The sequence below is a fragment of the Otariodibacter sp. genome (assembly GCF_029256985.1).
Classification (GTDB): domain Bacteria; phylum Pseudomonadota; class Gammaproteobacteria; order Enterobacterales; family Pasteurellaceae; genus Otariodibacter.
In genome coordinates this window covers 1-14,370 of record NZ_JARIDQ010000085.1, presented here as the reverse complement: position 1 = coordinate 14,370, position 14,370 = coordinate 1, and the positions used below count along the sequence as shown (strand labels likewise).

Annotated in this window: 14 protein-coding genes and 1 pseudogene; 10 read left to right on the top strand and 5 right to left on the bottom strand. The window is 34.0% G+C overall.

Annotated elements, in window-relative coordinates; translation table 11 throughout:
- Window positions 1-124 (top strand): annotated as a pseudogene (locus Q1J40_RS08465) (hypothetical protein); the annotation flags it as partial.
- A 316-nt stretch (window positions 125-440) separates the two neighbouring features.
- On the opposite strand, the gene araD reads toward Q1J40_RS08465, so the two are convergent.
- The 4 genes from araD to ulaG form a co-directional block, all read right to left on the bottom strand.
- Complete coding sequence (araD, locus tag Q1J40_RS08460) at window positions 441-1,133, bottom strand: L-ribulose-5-phosphate 4-epimerase (RefSeq protein ID WP_301099700.1); 693 nt, start codon at window positions 1,131-1,133, stop codon at window positions 441-443.
- Window positions 1,127-1,987 (bottom strand): L-ribulose-5-phosphate 3-epimerase, encoded by an 861-nt coding sequence (locus Q1J40_RS08455; RefSeq protein ID WP_301099698.1) that lies wholly within the window; start codon window positions 1,985-1,987, stop codon window positions 1,127-1,129. Before Q1J40_RS08455 ends, araD begins: the two co-directional genes overlap by 7 nt.
- A 58-nt stretch (window positions 1,988-2,045) precedes the next feature.
- A complete protein-coding gene (gene ulaR / locus Q1J40_RS08450) occupies window positions 2,046-2,798 on the bottom strand; it encodes an HTH-type transcriptional regulator UlaR (RefSeq protein ID WP_301099697.1) in 753 nt (250 codons plus the stop codon).
- An 84-nt stretch (window positions 2,799-2,882) separates the two neighbouring features.
- Window positions 2,883-3,974 carry an L-ascorbate 6-phosphate lactonase gene (gene ulaG, locus Q1J40_RS08445; RefSeq protein ID WP_301099696.1) on the bottom strand — a complete coding sequence of 364 codons (1,092 nt, stop codon included), beginning with the start codon at window positions 3,972-3,974 and terminating at the stop codon, window positions 2,883-2,885.
- Window positions 3,975-4,340: 366 nt separating this feature from the next.
- Between ulaG and Q1J40_RS08440 the strand changes: the two genes are divergently transcribed.
- The 3 genes from Q1J40_RS08440 (at window position 4,341) to Q1J40_RS08430 (ending at window position 7,388) form a co-directional block, all read left to right on the top strand.
- On the top strand, window positions 4,341-6,128 hold the full coding sequence (locus Q1J40_RS08440) for a PTS ascorbate-specific subunit IIBC (protein ID WP_301099695.1): 1,788 nt from the start codon (window positions 4,341-4,343) through the stop codon (window positions 6,126-6,128).
- Between the two features lie 86 nt (window positions 6,129-6,214).
- Window positions 6,215-6,685, top strand: a complete 471-nt coding sequence (locus Q1J40_RS08435; protein WP_301099693.1) for a PTS sugar transporter subunit IIA — start codon at window positions 6,215-6,217, stop codon at window positions 6,683-6,685.
- 28 nt (window positions 6,686-6,713) lie between these two features.
- Window positions 6,714-7,388 carry a 3-keto-L-gulonate-6-phosphate decarboxylase UlaD gene (locus Q1J40_RS08430; protein ID WP_301099692.1) on the top strand — a complete coding sequence of 225 codons (675 nt, stop codon included), beginning with the start codon at window positions 6,714-6,716 and terminating at the stop codon, window positions 7,386-7,388.
- Window positions 7,389-7,407: 19 nt separating this feature from the next.
- Here Q1J40_RS08430 and Q1J40_RS08425 read toward each other — a convergent pair whose 3' ends face one another.
- Window positions 7,408-8,229, bottom strand: coding sequence for an IclR family transcriptional regulator (locus Q1J40_RS08425; protein ID WP_301099690.1), 822 nt, complete (start codon window positions 8,227-8,229; stop codon window positions 7,408-7,410).
- 232 nt (window positions 8,230-8,461) lie between these two features.
- Here Q1J40_RS08425 and yiaK point away from each other — a divergent pair, with 232 nt between their 5' ends.
- The 6 genes from yiaK (at window position 8,462) to Q1J40_RS08395 (ending at window position 14,173) form a co-directional block, all read left to right on the top strand.
- Window positions 8,462-9,460 (top strand): 3-dehydro-L-gulonate 2-dehydrogenase, encoded by a 999-nt coding sequence (gene yiaK, locus Q1J40_RS08420; protein WP_301099689.1) that lies wholly within the window; start codon window positions 8,462-8,464, stop codon window positions 9,458-9,460.
- Between the two features lie 104 nt (window positions 9,461-9,564).
- On the top strand, window positions 9,565-9,873 hold the full coding sequence (locus Q1J40_RS08415; protein ID WP_301099688.1) for a YhcH/YjgK/YiaL family protein: 309 nt from the start codon (window positions 9,565-9,567) through the stop codon (window positions 9,871-9,873).
- Window positions 9,874-9,879: 6 nt separating this feature from the next.
- Complete coding sequence (locus Q1J40_RS08410) at window positions 9,880-10,362, top strand: TRAP transporter small permease (RefSeq protein ID WP_301099686.1); 483 nt, start codon at window positions 9,880-9,882, stop codon at window positions 10,360-10,362.
- Window positions 10,359-11,639 (top strand): TRAP transporter large permease subunit, encoded by a 1,281-nt coding sequence (locus Q1J40_RS08405; RefSeq protein ID WP_301099685.1) that lies wholly within the window; start codon window positions 10,359-10,361, stop codon window positions 11,637-11,639. Before Q1J40_RS08410 ends, Q1J40_RS08405 begins: the two co-directional genes overlap by 4 nt.
- 15 nt (window positions 11,640-11,654) lie before the next feature.
- Window positions 11,655-12,641: a TRAP transporter substrate-binding protein gene (locus tag Q1J40_RS08400; RefSeq protein ID WP_301099684.1), complete on the top strand. Its 987-nt coding sequence runs from the start codon at window positions 11,655-11,657 to the stop codon at window positions 12,639-12,641.
- A gap of 71 nt (window positions 12,642-12,712) precedes the next feature.
- Complete coding sequence (locus tag Q1J40_RS08395; RefSeq protein ID WP_301099683.1) at window positions 12,713-14,173, top strand: FGGY-family carbohydrate kinase; 1,461 nt, start codon at window positions 12,713-12,715, stop codon at window positions 14,171-14,173.
- The last annotated feature ends 197 nt before the right edge of the window (window positions 14,174-14,370 follow it).

The following is a 14,370-nucleotide window of genomic DNA, read 5'->3' as shown; positions in this document are numbered from 1 at the left end:
TGCTCCAGAAATAGATGGATTAGTTTACATTGATAACGTTTCAAATCATCCAATTTCAGTGGGGCAAATAATTAGCGTAAATATTACTCATGCAGATGATTATGATCTATGGGGAACTTGCTAAATTAATAACTACTAATATTTTAGGTAAAAATAGACAGTAATTGTGTTTAAGTCATAATTTTACTCAGCAAGGTAGTATTAACTATTACAGTATTACGTTGCTAGAGATGTGCATAGTAGACAATGGGCGAATCTAATTATTGTGCTATATCTATGAATTGTGACAAAATGTATAGTTTCTTCCATACTTTTATCTGTTATACCTAATTTGAAGAAGTGGCGTGATTATAGAAAAATGAAGTTAATAAAGATGATTATAGTTTTATTTTAGTGATGTGGATTACAATCATCTTTATTTTAATTGTCTGAATGTAATATTACTGTCCGTAATAAGCATTTTTACCATGTTTACGTAAGTAATGCTTATCTAGCAATTCTTGTTGCATAGGTTGTAAATTTGGACGTATTAATTTACTAAATAGATTCATATATGAAACTTCTTCCATTACAACGGCATTATGTACTGCATCAAATGCATCTTTACCCCAACTAAAAGGGCCATGAGAATGTACAATTACTCCAGGCATCATATTTGGGTCGATCTTTCTATTTCGGAAGGTTTCAACGATAACTTTACCTGTTTCTAATTCATAATCTCCTGCAATTTCTTCAGGAGTCATTTTTCGAGTACAAGGAATAGGACCATAGAAATAATCTGCATGGGTTGTACCTAATGCAATAATATCTTCGCCAGTTTGTGCCCAAGCTGTTGTGTGACGAGCATGTGTATGAACGATTCCACCAATATCCGTAAATTGACGATAAAGCTCTAAGTGAGTATCTGTATCGGAAGATGGTTTTTTATCACCCCATACTTTTTTTCCATTTAAATCAACAATAACAATATCATCAGCTGTCATTGTGTCGTAATCCACTCCTGATGGTTTTATTGCAACTAAGCCTGATTCACGATCAATTTCACTCACGTTTCCCCAGGTAAATGTGACTAATTTATATTTAGGTAACTCTAAATTAGCTTTTAGTACTTTTTCTCTTAATTCTTTTAACATGGAAAATTTCCTTCTTTCATTTTTTGTTCAATCCAACGACGAGCATTGATAATTTCTGCAATTGGCTCTTCAGATTTTTCTGTCCACATTTCTATTAAGAATGCACCACGATAATTTAATTCAGCTAAAGTCTTAAAACATGCGACAAAATTGACACATCCCTCACCAAATGGAACATCACGGAATTGCCCTTTACATGTTTCTGTAACCTTATAGGTATCTTTTAAGTGAATAGCTGAAATCTTATCAATACCTAATCTTAACTCTTCTGCTACGTTATCGTTCCAAGCGGATAAGTTACCAAGATCTGGATAAACGGTGAACCATGGTGATTTAATGAGATCATCCCACTTTTTCCAACGAGTGATGGAACTCATGAACTTTGTATCCATAATTTCTACAGCAAGCGTTACTTGATTACTTGCAGCCAATTCTACAGCCCATTCTAACCCTTCTTGGAAACGTTTAAGTGTTCCTTCATCTTGTTCTTCGTAATAGACATCATATCCGGCTAATTGAATAGTTCTTACACCTAAATCAACAGCTAATTGGATCGCTTTTTCCATTACTTCGTAAGCTTTTTGGCGAGTTTCTTGATCATGGCTACCAAAAGGATAACGGCGATGACCTGATAAACAAATGGATGGTATAGTTATTCCAGTATTTACAATTGCTTTGACTAAATTTAATCGTTCTTTTTTGCTCCAATCTAAACGGGCTAAACGCTCATCAGTTTCATCGATAGACATTTCTACAAAATCAAATCCACACGTTTTAGCAATAGACAGACGATCTTGCCAACTGATATTTTTGGGTAAGGCTTTTTCATAAATGCCTAATTTATGCTTTCTCACAAGTAACTCCTGCTGATTGATAACGAGTATTAAGAATGAGCTTTTTAAAAGCTCTCCTTTATGCCAAAATAATTTCTAATCCTTTATCTCTAAGTTCTTGAATAATAATAGGATCTGCTTTTTTATCAGTAATAAGAATATCTATATTGTCCAAACGACTAAATAGCATTCCAACTTGTTGCCCTAATTTAGAGCTATCAAGTAAAACAACTAATTTATTTACTTTTGGTAAAATCCGTTGTTCAGAATTTGCAATAACCATATCTGTTTTATATAAACCATCCGTAGTGATACCTTTTCCACTAGTGAACATTGTATTTGCAGCATACATTGATTCATTTTGAGAACTCAGTGATAGCGTAACGGCTTTATTTTTATGATATTGTCCACCCATAATAACAACATCGTCGTGGTCATTTTCGATAAGATGATTTGCAAGCGGTAAGAAATTCGTAATAATTTGTAATTTTCGCCCACATAAATGGCTACCAAGCATTAACATAGTGGAGCCACATGTAAGAACAATACTTTCGCCATCTTGACAAAGTTTTGAGGCTGCTTCTGCTATTCGCTGTTTTTCTGCAATATTACTAATATACCCACTGTCGTGTATTTTAAATGAGTAACTATTTTTTATTGATTCAGCACCATTTCTGACTTTACGCAATCTACCTTGATCATTTAATTTAGTGATATCCCTACGAGCAGTTGCAGGTGAAATATTTAATAACTTAATGATTTCAGTTGTAGAGAGTACTTTATGTTCATCTAATAAATTGAGTAATTGCCTGTGGCGATAATTTTCGTTCATTATTTGCTCCTTGTTTATGCATTCTAAATTAAATAATGAACAGATGGAATATTCCCTCTATTATTTCGAGAGGGAATGTTGATATTAAAGGATAGATTTGAATGGCACGTTTGGTTCTTGTTCAAAACAGTCATCAAATCCACGAGGATGATGGTATTCAATTAAATCTTTATCTCTTGGATAAATATATTTACCACCAACTTCCCAAATAAATGGATGAAATTTGTATTGCAAACGATCTTTACGCATGCGATATAATTCAAGAATTTCATTGGTACTTGCCATAAAGTTAGTCCAAATATCGTGATGAACAGGAATAACGACTTTCGCTCTTAAACATTCGGCCATACGAAGAATATCAACAGAAGTCATTTTATCTGCGATACCTACTGGATTTTCACCATAGCTACCCAATGCAACATCAATATCGTAATCTTTTCCGTGTTTTGCATAGTAAATTGAGTAATGAGAATCGCCTGAATGGTAGATATTACCACCTGGTGTTTTAATTAAGTAATTTACTGCTTTTAATCCCATTTCCTCATCACTTGGACAAATTCCAGCCAACTCTCCACCATTTTCTTCAGCACCTCGTGCTGGCAATGTTACTAAACATGTTCTATCAAAAGAATCTAATGCGATCAATTCTAAGTCTTTAATTTTCACAGAATCACCAGGCTTAACGACTACACAACGTTCTACTGGTACACCCCATTTAGTCCACATATCAACGCAATATTGTGGGCCGATAAATTTAACGTGATCTAATTTTGGATTATTAATGACAGCAGCTGCAACATTTACATCAATATGATCGTTGTGATAGTGCGTTGCAACAATTGCATCTACCTCATTGATTGCAAATGGATCTAATACACCAACCGAATTTCTTAGATTAGGTTGTAATTTACGTACACCAGCCATATTTGCCATCTGGTGTCCACGTACCATATCTTTTACTTTTTTAGTCGCTTTACCACGTCCACACCACAAATCAATACAAAGATTAGCTGATTGTGGGGTTTTTACCCATAATCCAACACAACCTAACCACCACATAGCAACATTATTGGCTGGAACAACTTCTTCTTCAATTTCCTCATTTAACCATGTACCCCACTCTGGAAATGTAGAAAGGATCCAACTTTCTCGTGTGATTTCTGAAACTTTACTCATTGTTAACTCCTGACAATTTAATAAAAATAATAATCAAAATAAATCATACACAATCATTTATAATTGTAAAACAATTTTTGTAATAATTTGTGATCTGTATCTAATTTTTATTTTATCTTTATTTTTTAGATTTGTTTTGAATTTTATATGTAATAACTATTTTATAATTATAATAAATTATATTTTTAGAGTAAAAAATATACAATTTAATATAAAAGTGTGAAGAGTGTCACAAATAATCAAAAATAATCTTTTTTAATCTTTTTTAGTTGATATTATTTGCACGGCTAAAAATTTCGCCCAACCAAATTTTATTCTCTTGTGAAATATTTCATATTAATAAACCGTTCAACAACAGAGGTCCTTATGGAAACACTCTATAATCTATTTTTAGGCTTTAATGCACAAGTGCTATCTAAAGCTCCTTTCTTACTTGGTATTGTGGCTTGTATTGGTTATATCTTATTAAAAAAAGATACAACAACGATAATTAAAGGAACAATTAAGACTATTGTAGGTTTTATGATGGTTCAAATCGGTTCAGGTGTATTAGTGAGTGGATTTAAGCCGATTATTGATAACTTATCAAAATTTCATCATTTAACAGGAGCTGTTATTGATCCTTATACGAGCATGCAAGCAACTATTCAAACAATGGCAGATAATTATAGTTGGGTGGGATATGCTGTTATTCTTGCATTAGCTTTAAATATTTTGTTGGTTGTATTTAGACGCTTTACTGGTATTCGCACAATTATGCTTACAGGGCATATTATGTTCCAACAAGCAGGGTTGATTGCTGTTTTCTATATGATTATTGGTGCATCAATGTGGGAAACAATTATTTATACGGCAGTATTAATGGCGCTTTATTGGGGCATCTCTTCAAATATTATGTACAAACCAACTCAGGCAGTAACAGGTGGAGCAGGTTTCTCAATTGGTCACCAACAACAAATTGCTTCTTGGATTGCTGTTCAATTAGCACCAAAACTTGGAGATAAAAATGATTCGGTAGATAAAATGAATCTACCAAAATGGTTACATATTTTTCACGATAGTATTTCTGCAACAGCACTAGTTATGACTGTTTTCTTCGGTATTATCTTACTTTCATTTGGTTTAGATAATTTGCAAGAAATGGCTGGTAGCACAAACTGGTTTATGTATATTCTTGAAATGGGGCTTAAATTTGCGGTAGCAATACAAGTAATTGTAACAGGTGTACGTATGTTTGTTGCTGAACTTTCTGAAGCATTTAAAGGAATTTCAGAACGAGTTATTCCAAATTCTGTTTTAGCAATTGATTGTGCGGCAATCTATGCATTCTCTCCAAATGCGATGGTGTTTGGTTTTATGTGGGGTGCAATTGGTCAATTTATCGCAGTCGGTATCTTATTAGGATTTGATGCACCAATTCTTATCATCCCAGGATTTATACCAATGTTCTTCTCCAATGCAACTGTTGGTGTGTTTGCAAACCAATTTGGTGGTTGGAAAGCTGTTATAAAAATCTGTTTAGTAATGGGAATGATTGAAGTGCTTGGCTCTGCATGGGTAATTCAATTATTAGAAAGCCAAGGTACAACTTTTAATGGTTGGATGGGAATGGCTGACTGGGCGCTATTCTTCCCTCCTATTTTACAAGGTATTGTAAGTGTACCAGGATTCTTTTTCATTATCCTTGCATTAGCCGTTGTTTATATGGGCTTTGCATCTAAAAAATTACGAGCTGATGAAGCGGCTGCAAAAGCTGCGGGTAAAACCCTTGAGCAAATGGATGGTTACGGTTTAGATGAAGAAGATGAAACAGTAGCATCTGTTCAAGATGAAGGTGTGATACAACAAGATGATGTTAAACCAATTCGTATCCTTGCAGTATGTGGTTCTGGCCAAGGTTCATCAATGATGATGAAAATGAAAATTAAAGGTTACTTAGATAAAAAGGGTATTCCTAATATTATGGATTCTTGTGCTGTGACAGATTATAAAGGAAAACTTAGTGAGATAGATATTATTGTTGCATCTAAACATTTAGCGAATGAAATAGAAGTTGGCGAAGGTAAATCTGTTTTGGGTGTTAAAAATATGTTGAACCCAAACTCTTTCGGTAATGAATTGATTGAGTTAATTAATAAACATCAAAAAGAATAAGAAAATAAAAGTCATAAAAGCGGTCACAATATGTAAAAAGTATTGCAGAACTGACCGCTTGTAACATTAAGTAATAGGACATTATTATGAATTTAAAACAATCACTTATAGAAAATAATTCTATTAAATTACATCAATCAGCTAATAGCTGGGAAGAAGCAATTAAAATTGGTACGGATATGCTTATTGAGTCAGGCGCAATTGAACCTCGTTATTATGATAGTATTATTAAGCATATTAAGGAGTTAGGGCCATACATTATATTAGCTCCGGGTTTAGCAATGCCTCATTCTCGCCCAGAAGAAGGTGTTAATAAAACAGCCTTTGCATTAGTTACTTTAGCAAAACCAGTGTATTTTGATGGTGAAGATGATCCTGTCGATGTTTTATTAACTTTAGCAGGAAGTGATTCAGATCAGCATATGCAAGGTTTAATGGAAATAACTCAAGTATTGGATGATCCTGATAGTGATACTGGTGTAGATTTAGATAAAGTACGTCGTTGCCAATCTAAAGAAGATGTTTATGCGGTGATTGACGCTGCATTGAATGCTTAATATTTATTGAATAATGAGGAATAGTATTATGTCAAAACCTTTACTTCAAATTGCACTAGATTCATTAAGTCTAGAAAAAGCAGTTGCCGATGCTAAACAAGCAGAAGATGTTGTTGAAATTATTGAAATTGGTACCATCCTAGCTTGTGCTGAAGGAATGAAAGCAGTTAAAACGCTTAGGGCTTTACATCCAAACCATATTATTGTCTGTGATTTAAAAACAACTGATGGTGGTGCAATTTTAGCAAAAATGGCATTTGAAGCAGGTGCAGATTGGTTAACCGTTTCTGCTGCAGCACATCCTGCTACAAAAGCTGCTTGTAAGAAAGTTGCTGATGATTTTAATGTAGCTAACCCAGATCTTAAAGTAAAAAAAGAGATTCAAATTGAGATTTATGGAAATTGGACATTTGAAGATGCTAAAGAATGGGTGGATTTAGGCGTTAAACAAGCTATTTACCATCGTTCCCGTGATGCTGAATTAGCAGGAAAAGGTTGGACAGCAGAAGATATTGAGAAAATGAAACGTCTTGAAGATATTGGTCTTGAATTATCTATTACTGGGGGCATTATTCCAGAAGATATTCATCTATTTAAAGAAATCAGAAAAGCCAAAGTATTTATTGCAGGTCGAGCCTTAGTTGGGGATAAAGGTAAAGAAACTGCTAATGCTATTCGTGCAGAAATTGAAAAATATTGGTAATTTTCACTAGAATGGTGGGTTATCCCACCATTTGTTTTTTTTCATGTTCTTTCTTATGAGGTTGCCAGCCAAGTTCTTCAGAAATAGCTTGTGAAGTCTTTTTTAGTTCAGTCAATATTGTTGTTTTTCCTATTTGATTTAATCTATGTATCGAAGTAGAAACAGAAATTGCATAATTTACTGAATTATTAAGATCAAAGATTGGACAAGCGATACAGACAACACCTATTTCATTCTCTTCTCTATCCATTGCAAATCCAGTTCTAAGCACATCCTCTAATTCTATTTTCATATTCTCTACGATCGTAATCGTATTGTTCGTTAGGGATTTTATAATTTCCTTTTTTTCTAACCAATATTTATCGAGATAATTTTTATTAGCTTCATGTGCCAAAAATAGTTTTCCCATGGCAGAACAATATAACTCCATTTGTTGGCCTATATATGCCCTTGTTTTCATCATTCCATTGGTTGGTTCTAGTTTATAAATCATAATGGAGTGATCACCTTCTCGTTGGGAAAAATTAATTGTTTCACCCAAAATAAGATTTAGATTTTCTAGATGAGGAGATGCAATATGGATGATATTCATTGAAGAGAGTGTTTTTTGTCCTAAACTAAGGCATTTTGTTGTTAGTCGATAACTACCAGTTGAGTTTGTCGGCTTGATAAATCCTTCACTTTGTAATCCTTGTAGTAATCTATGAACAGTACTTTTATTTAATGATGAAATTTTAGTTAGCTTAGATAGAGGACAACCATTAGGAAAATTACTTAAAATATCAAGTAATTGTAAACCTCGAATAAGACTTTGATTTCCGCTATTTTTTCCTTCAGCCATTATTTATTCCTATTTTATTTAGTCTAATACTCGTTAAATTTCATTCATATTATAGTCATTTCATATTGTGAAATCTAATTATTAAAAAGTGAGATCTACCTCACAAAACAAAAAATTTACAAATAACATATTGATTACAAAGAGTTTTTATTTTTTACATTTAATTGACATTTTTTGTCCAAGAGCGTAGTTTTTGAAATAGTATTTTACTATATGAAATTAGAGGTATTAAATGAAAGTCTCTTATAATGAATTAAAAGAAGAATTTAAACGTGTCTTATTAGCTCGAAATGTTAGAGAAGATTTAGCTGAAGAATGTGCAACGATGTTTGCCGATACAACGGAATATGGTGTTTACTCTCACGGTATAAACCGTTTTCCTCGCTTCATCTCACAACTTGAAAAAGGGCATATTGTTCCAGAGGCTGAGCCAACAAAAGTACTTTCTCTTGGTGCAATTGAACAATGGGATGCTCATCAAGCAATAGGTAATCTAACTGCTAAAAAAATGATGGATAGAGCAATGCAAATTGCTGATGAATTTGGCATCGGAGTTGTTGCACTAAAAAATGCTAACCACTGGATGCGTGGTGGTGGATATGGCTGGCAAGCAGCAGAGAAAGGTTATATCGGTATTTGTTGGACTAATTCGATTGCAGCTGTCCCGCCTTGGGGTGCAAAAGAACCTCGTATTGGTACTAATCCATTAATTATCGCAATCCCTTCATCCCCAATCACAATGGTTGATATGTCTTGTTCAATGTATTCCTACGGTATGTTGGAAGTTCATCGTCTTGCTGGTCGTCAAACAGTGGTAGATGCAGGGTTTGATGATGAAGGAAACTTAACTCGAGATCCTGGTACTGTTGAGAAAAATCATCGTTTATTACCTATGGGGTTCTGGAAAGGATCTGGTTTATCTATTGTATTAGATATGATCGCAACATTACTTTCTAATGGATTATCTACTGCTGAAGTTTCAGAAGAAAAAGATGATGAATATTGTGTATCACAAATTTTTATTGCGATTGAGGTCGATAGATTAATTGATGGTAAAACAAAAGAGGAAAAACTTAGTAAGATTATTGAGTATGTCAAAACAGCAGAGCGAGCTGATCCTGATGTTGCGATACGTTTACCGGGTCATAAATTTCCTAAAGTTCAAACAGATAATAGAGCCAATGGTATTACTGTAGATGATTCTGTTTGGGAAAAATTAAAATCACTTTAGTGAGTTTCTAATAAATAGCTTGAGGAAGAAATTACAAGCGGTGAGATTACTTAAAAGTTTTGTAATTTCTTTCTTACTCACAAAGCCCAGTAAAAGGAGCATCTATGTTTTTCAATCATATTCCCTCAGTCAATTTGAATCGTTATCCAGCAGAAATTCAAACAGCTTTTACTTATTTAAAAGAAATAGATTTTGATTCATTACCAATAGGACGTTATGAAATAAAAGGCGTTCTTATTTATGCTCCTAATCCAAATATTCTATTTTATTCAGACATATCCGATGAATCAGAAAAAGCGGGTAATTTTGCTGTATTTTTTGCAGAAGATATTCATTGTCCTTTGAGTATTAATATTACCTATAGCAAACTTAAAAAAATTGTTGTCAAAATTACAATGAGTGAATTGGAGTAACGCATTATGGAAAGAATTATTCATTCTGTTAGTAAGATTCTAGAAATATTCATAATTGTTATTCTTGCCACGATGTCTATTCTTGTTTTCCTTAATGTTGTTTTACGTTATGGCTTTAATAGCAGTATCAATGTTACCGAAGAAGTTTCTCGTTATCTTTTTGTGTGGCTAACTTTTCTTGGGGCAATCTTGGCATTCAATGAAAATCAACACGTGAGCGTGTCTATTTTAACTCAGCATTTATCAGCAATTAAAAAGCACTGGTTAGGTGTTGTTACAGACGCAATGATTCTTTTTTGTTGCTATTTAATCATTGATGGTAGTTGGGTGCAATTTCAGCTCAATTTACATAACCTTTCTCCTATTTCAGAGATTCCAACAGCAATAACTTATTTAGCAAGTCTTGTGTCTGGTAGCTTTATTGCAATCTTAGTCTTAATTCGAATTGTTGCAGCTATTCGTGTAGGCATTAAAGGAGTAAGCCAATGACCGTTGTTATTTTTATTTCAGTATTACTTGGTGCAATTCTTTTAGGTATCCCTGTTGCTTTTGCACTTTTAGTTTGTGGTGTGGCATTAATGCTACATCTCGATCTCTTTGATTCTCAAATATTAGCCCAACAATTGGTGAGTGGTGCGGATAGCTTCTCTTTACTTGCAATACCTTTCTTTGTATTAGCTGGTGAAATCATGAATGAAGGAGGGCTGTCAAAACGTATTATTGATTTACCAATGAAATTAGTTGGTCATAAACGTGGTGGGCTTGGTTTTGTGGCAATTTTAGCTGCGATGATTATGGCAAGTCTCTCGGGTTCTGCTGTAGCAGATACGGCTGCGGTGGCTGCCATGTTATTACCGATGATGAAAACGACAGGATATCCACTTGATCGTTCTGCTGGATTAATTGGTACAGCGGGTATCATTGCTCCAATTATTCCTCCATCTATTCCATTTATTGTATTCGGTGTAGCAAGCGGAGTTTCCATCACAAAATTATTCCTAGCAGGTATTTTCCCTGGAGTCTTCATGGGATGTTGTTTAGGGTTGTTATGGTGGTGGCAAGCAAAACGTTTAAATTTAATGACATTCTCTAAAGCAACAAGAGAAGATCTTTGTATTTCATTTAAAAATAGTATTTGGGCATTGTTACTTCCTGTAATCATTATCGGTGGTTTCCGTTCAGGGATTTTTACTCCAACTGAAGCAGGAGCTGTTGCTGCATTTTATGCTTTAATTATCTCATTATTTGTTTATCGTGAATTGAAATTTAAAGATTTATATAAAGTTTTTCTTGCAGCAGGTAAAACAACATCTGTTGTTATGTTATTAGTAGCAGCTGCCAACGTAACAGGATGGTTAATTACTATCGCTGAACTTCCACAAATGATAACCGAATTATTGGAGCCGTTAATTGATTCTCCAACCTTATTATTAATTGTCATTATGGCAGTAGTATTTGTCATTGGTATGGTGATGGACTTAACACCAACGGTTTTGATTCTTACTCCTGTTCTTATGCCACTTGTTGAAGAAGCTGGCATTGATCCTGTTTATTTTGGTGTCTTATTTATTTTAAATACTTCAATTGGCTTAATTACTCCCCCAGTTGGTAACGTATTAAATGTGATTGTTGGGGTGTCTAAATTACCATTTGATAAAGCAGCTCGAGGGATTGCACCTTATATGTTGATGATGGTTGTATTACTGTTTGCTTTCATATTCTTCCCATCATTAATTCTCACACCACTTAAGTGGTTACAACCTTAATTCAAGGAGATTATTATGAAAATTTTAAATTTAAAAACATTAGCAACCTTAGCGACCAGTTTTACACTATTATCTGCGACTGCCATGGCTACAACTTCATTACGTTTTGGGTATGAAGCACCTCGTAGTGATACACAACATCAAGCAGCAAAAAAATTTAATGAGTTACTTAAAGAAAAAACCAATGATGAAATTAAACTTACACTTTTTCCAGATAGTACATTAGGTAATGCTCAAACAATGATTGGTGCAGTACGTGGTGGAACTATTGATTTAGAAATGTCGGGTTCACCAAACTTTTCAGGTTTAGTATCTAATTTAAATGTAATAGATATTCCTTTTATCTTCAAAAATCGTGAACATGCTTATGCTGTATTAGATGGTGAAATCGGACAAGGTCTATTAAAAGAATTAGAAGATCAAGGCTTAAAAGGATTAGCTTTCTGGGAAGTTGGATTCCGCTCGTTCACTAATTCTAAGCATCCAGTTACAAAACCAGAGGATATCAATGGATTAAAAGTTCGTACTAACCAAAATCCAATGTATATTGAAGCATTTAGTTTACTTGGTGCAAATCCAGTACCAATGCCACTTTCTGAATTATATACTGCTCTTGAAACAAGAGCGGTCGATGCTCAAGAACAACCAATTGGTATTTTCTGGTCTGCAAAATTATATGAAGTACAAAAATATTTAAGCTTAACTAACCATGGTTATACACCACTAATTGTTGTAATGAATAAAACAAAATTTGATTCACTTTCGCCAGAAATACAAAAAGCTATTGTTGAAAGTGCTCAAGAAGCTGGTAAATATCAACGTCAATTAAATCTTGATAATGAAAAAGGTATTATTGATAAATTAAAAAAAGAAGGAGTTGAAGTTATTGAAGAGGTAGATAATAAACCATTCAAAGCAATTATTGAAGCAGATGTTCGTAAATCCTTCATTGAAAAAAATGGCGATTCATTAGTTAAACAAATTGATGCATTAGCTGAATAATAACAAGCGGTAAGATTATGTAAAACTTTTGCATAATCTTACCGCTAATGCTTAATTTAAAGGAATTAAAAATGAATTACTACCTAGGCGTAGATTGTGGTGGGACTTTTATTAAAGCCACTCTATTTGATAATACAGGTGAAATGCTAGCCTTTGATCGTAAAAATGTAGTGGTAATCAGCGAACAATCAGGTTATGCGGAACGTGATATGCCACAGTTATGGCAAGTTTGTGTAGACGTAATAAGAAATACTGTGCAAAAAAGTGGTGTTGAGCCGACAAATATTAAAGGTATTGGTATTTCAGCACAAGGGAAAGGGGTATTTTTATTAGATAAACAAAATCAACCACTAGGTAGAGCTATTTTATCCTCGGATCAACGTTCAATAGAGATTGTAAAACGTTGGCAAGCTGAAAATATTCCAGCCACGTTGTATCCGAACACTCGCCAAACATTATGGACAGGCCATCCAGTTTCTATTTTGCGTTGGATTAAAGAGAATGAACCTCAACGTTATGAAGCAATTGGGTCGATTTTAATGTCTCACGATTACCTACGTTTCTGCTTAACCAATCAACTATCTTGTGAAGAAACCAATATTTCTGAATCCAATTTATACAATATGGCAAAAGGGGAATATGATCCGCATTTAGCTGATATTTTAGGGATTCCTGAAGTGATGGATAAACTCCCTCCGATAGTCAAATCAAATAAAATTGCAGGCTATATACAGGCTGAAACTGCCAAACTCACAGGACTAGCTGAAGGTACACCTGTGGTCGGTGGATTATTTGATGTCGTTTCTACGGCAAGATGTGCCAATTTAAATGATGAAAATACACTGAATGCTGTATTGGGTACTTGGTCGGTGGTAAGTGGTATTACTCAACTGATTGACGATAATCAATCATTACCTTTCGTGTATGGTCGTTATATAGAGGATAACCATTTTATAGTACACGAGGCCAGTCCAACCTCAGCAGGTAACTTAGAATGGTTTATCAAACAATGGAATTTAGATTACCAACAAATTAATCAACAAATTTCATCCTTACCTCCAGCGGAGAGTTCAGTATTGTTTGTTCCATTCTTATATGGTTCAAATGCAAAACTAGGAATGAAAGCCGGTTTTTACGGTATGCAAGTACACCATACTCAAGCTCATTTATTACAGGCTATTTATGAAGGGGTACTATTTAGCTTAATGCATCACTTAACCCGAATGAAACAACGTTTCCCTAATGCAAATGTATTACGTGTTACAGGCGGACCAACTAAATCGCCAGTTTGGATGCAAATGTTAGCGGATTTAACGGGAATGGTTTTGGAAATTCCAAATGTTGAGGAAACAGGCTGTTTAGGAGCTGCATTAATGGCAATGCAAAGTGCAGGTGAGGATATTTCCCATATTAAAGCCTTAAACGACACAATGAAAAGAATCAAGCCTAATCCAGCGAATTTTTCCACATATCAGAAAAAATACCAAGCGTATCAAAACTTGGTGCAAGCGTTAGCAACCATCAACGAATAAAGTTAGTTTGTTTTATGTACGTAATTAACGTTTGTTATTTAAGGGGGTAATTTTTTAAGGTCGTATTCTATGAAATCAGAGGTATTATATGAAAGTTTCTTATGATGAATTAAAAGCAGAATTTAAACTCTAAAAAAATGATGGATAGTGTAATACAAATTGCAGAGTAATTTGATATTGAGGTTGTTGCACTCAAA

Bases quoted from the DNA above. Each gene is read 5' to 3' on its own strand.
- Q1J40_RS08400 (WP_301099684.1), top strand. From the start codon at position 11,655: ATGAAAATTTTAAATTTAAAAACATTAGCAACCTTAGCGACCAGTTTT.
- Q1J40_RS08435 (WP_301099693.1), top strand. From the start codon at position 6,215: ATGAATTTAAAACAATCACTTATAGAAAATAATTCTATTAAATTACAT.
- Q1J40_RS08395 (WP_301099683.1), top strand. From the start codon at position 12,713: ATGAATTACTACCTAGGCGTAGATTGTGGTGGGACTTTTATTAAAGCC.
- Q1J40_RS08405 (WP_301099685.1), top strand. From the start codon at position 10,359: ATGACCGTTGTTATTTTTATTTCAGTATTACTTGGTGCAATTCTTTTA.
- Q1J40_RS08430 (WP_301099692.1), top strand. From the start codon at position 6,714: ATGTCAAAACCTTTACTTCAAATTGCACTAGATTCATTAAGTCTAGAA.
- Q1J40_RS08415 (WP_301099688.1), top strand. From the start codon at position 9,565: ATGTTTTTCAATCATATTCCCTCAGTCAATTTGAATCGTTATCCAGCA.
- araD (WP_301099700.1), bottom strand. From the start codon at position 1,133: ATGTTAAAAGAATTAAGAGAAAAAGTACTAAAAGCTAATTTAGAGTTA.
- Q1J40_RS08410 (WP_301099686.1), top strand. From the start codon at position 9,880: ATGGAAAGAATTATTCATTCTGTTAGTAAGATTCTAGAAATATTCATA.
- Q1J40_RS08425 (WP_301099690.1), bottom strand. From the start codon at position 8,229: ATGGCTGAAGGAAAAAATAGCGGAAATCAAAGTCTTATTCGAGGTTTA.
- ulaG (WP_301099696.1), bottom strand. From the start codon at position 3,974: ATGAGTAAAGTTTCAGAAATCACACGAGAAAGTTGGATCCTTTCTACA.
- Q1J40_RS08440 (WP_301099695.1), top strand. From the start codon at position 4,341: ATGGAAACACTCTATAATCTATTTTTAGGCTTTAATGCACAAGTGCTA.
- yiaK (WP_301099689.1), top strand. From the start codon at position 8,462: ATGAAAGTCTCTTATAATGAATTAAAAGAAGAATTTAAACGTGTCTTA.
- ulaR (WP_301099697.1), bottom strand. From the start codon at position 2,798: ATGAACGAAAATTATCGCCACAGGCAATTACTCAATTTATTAGATGAA.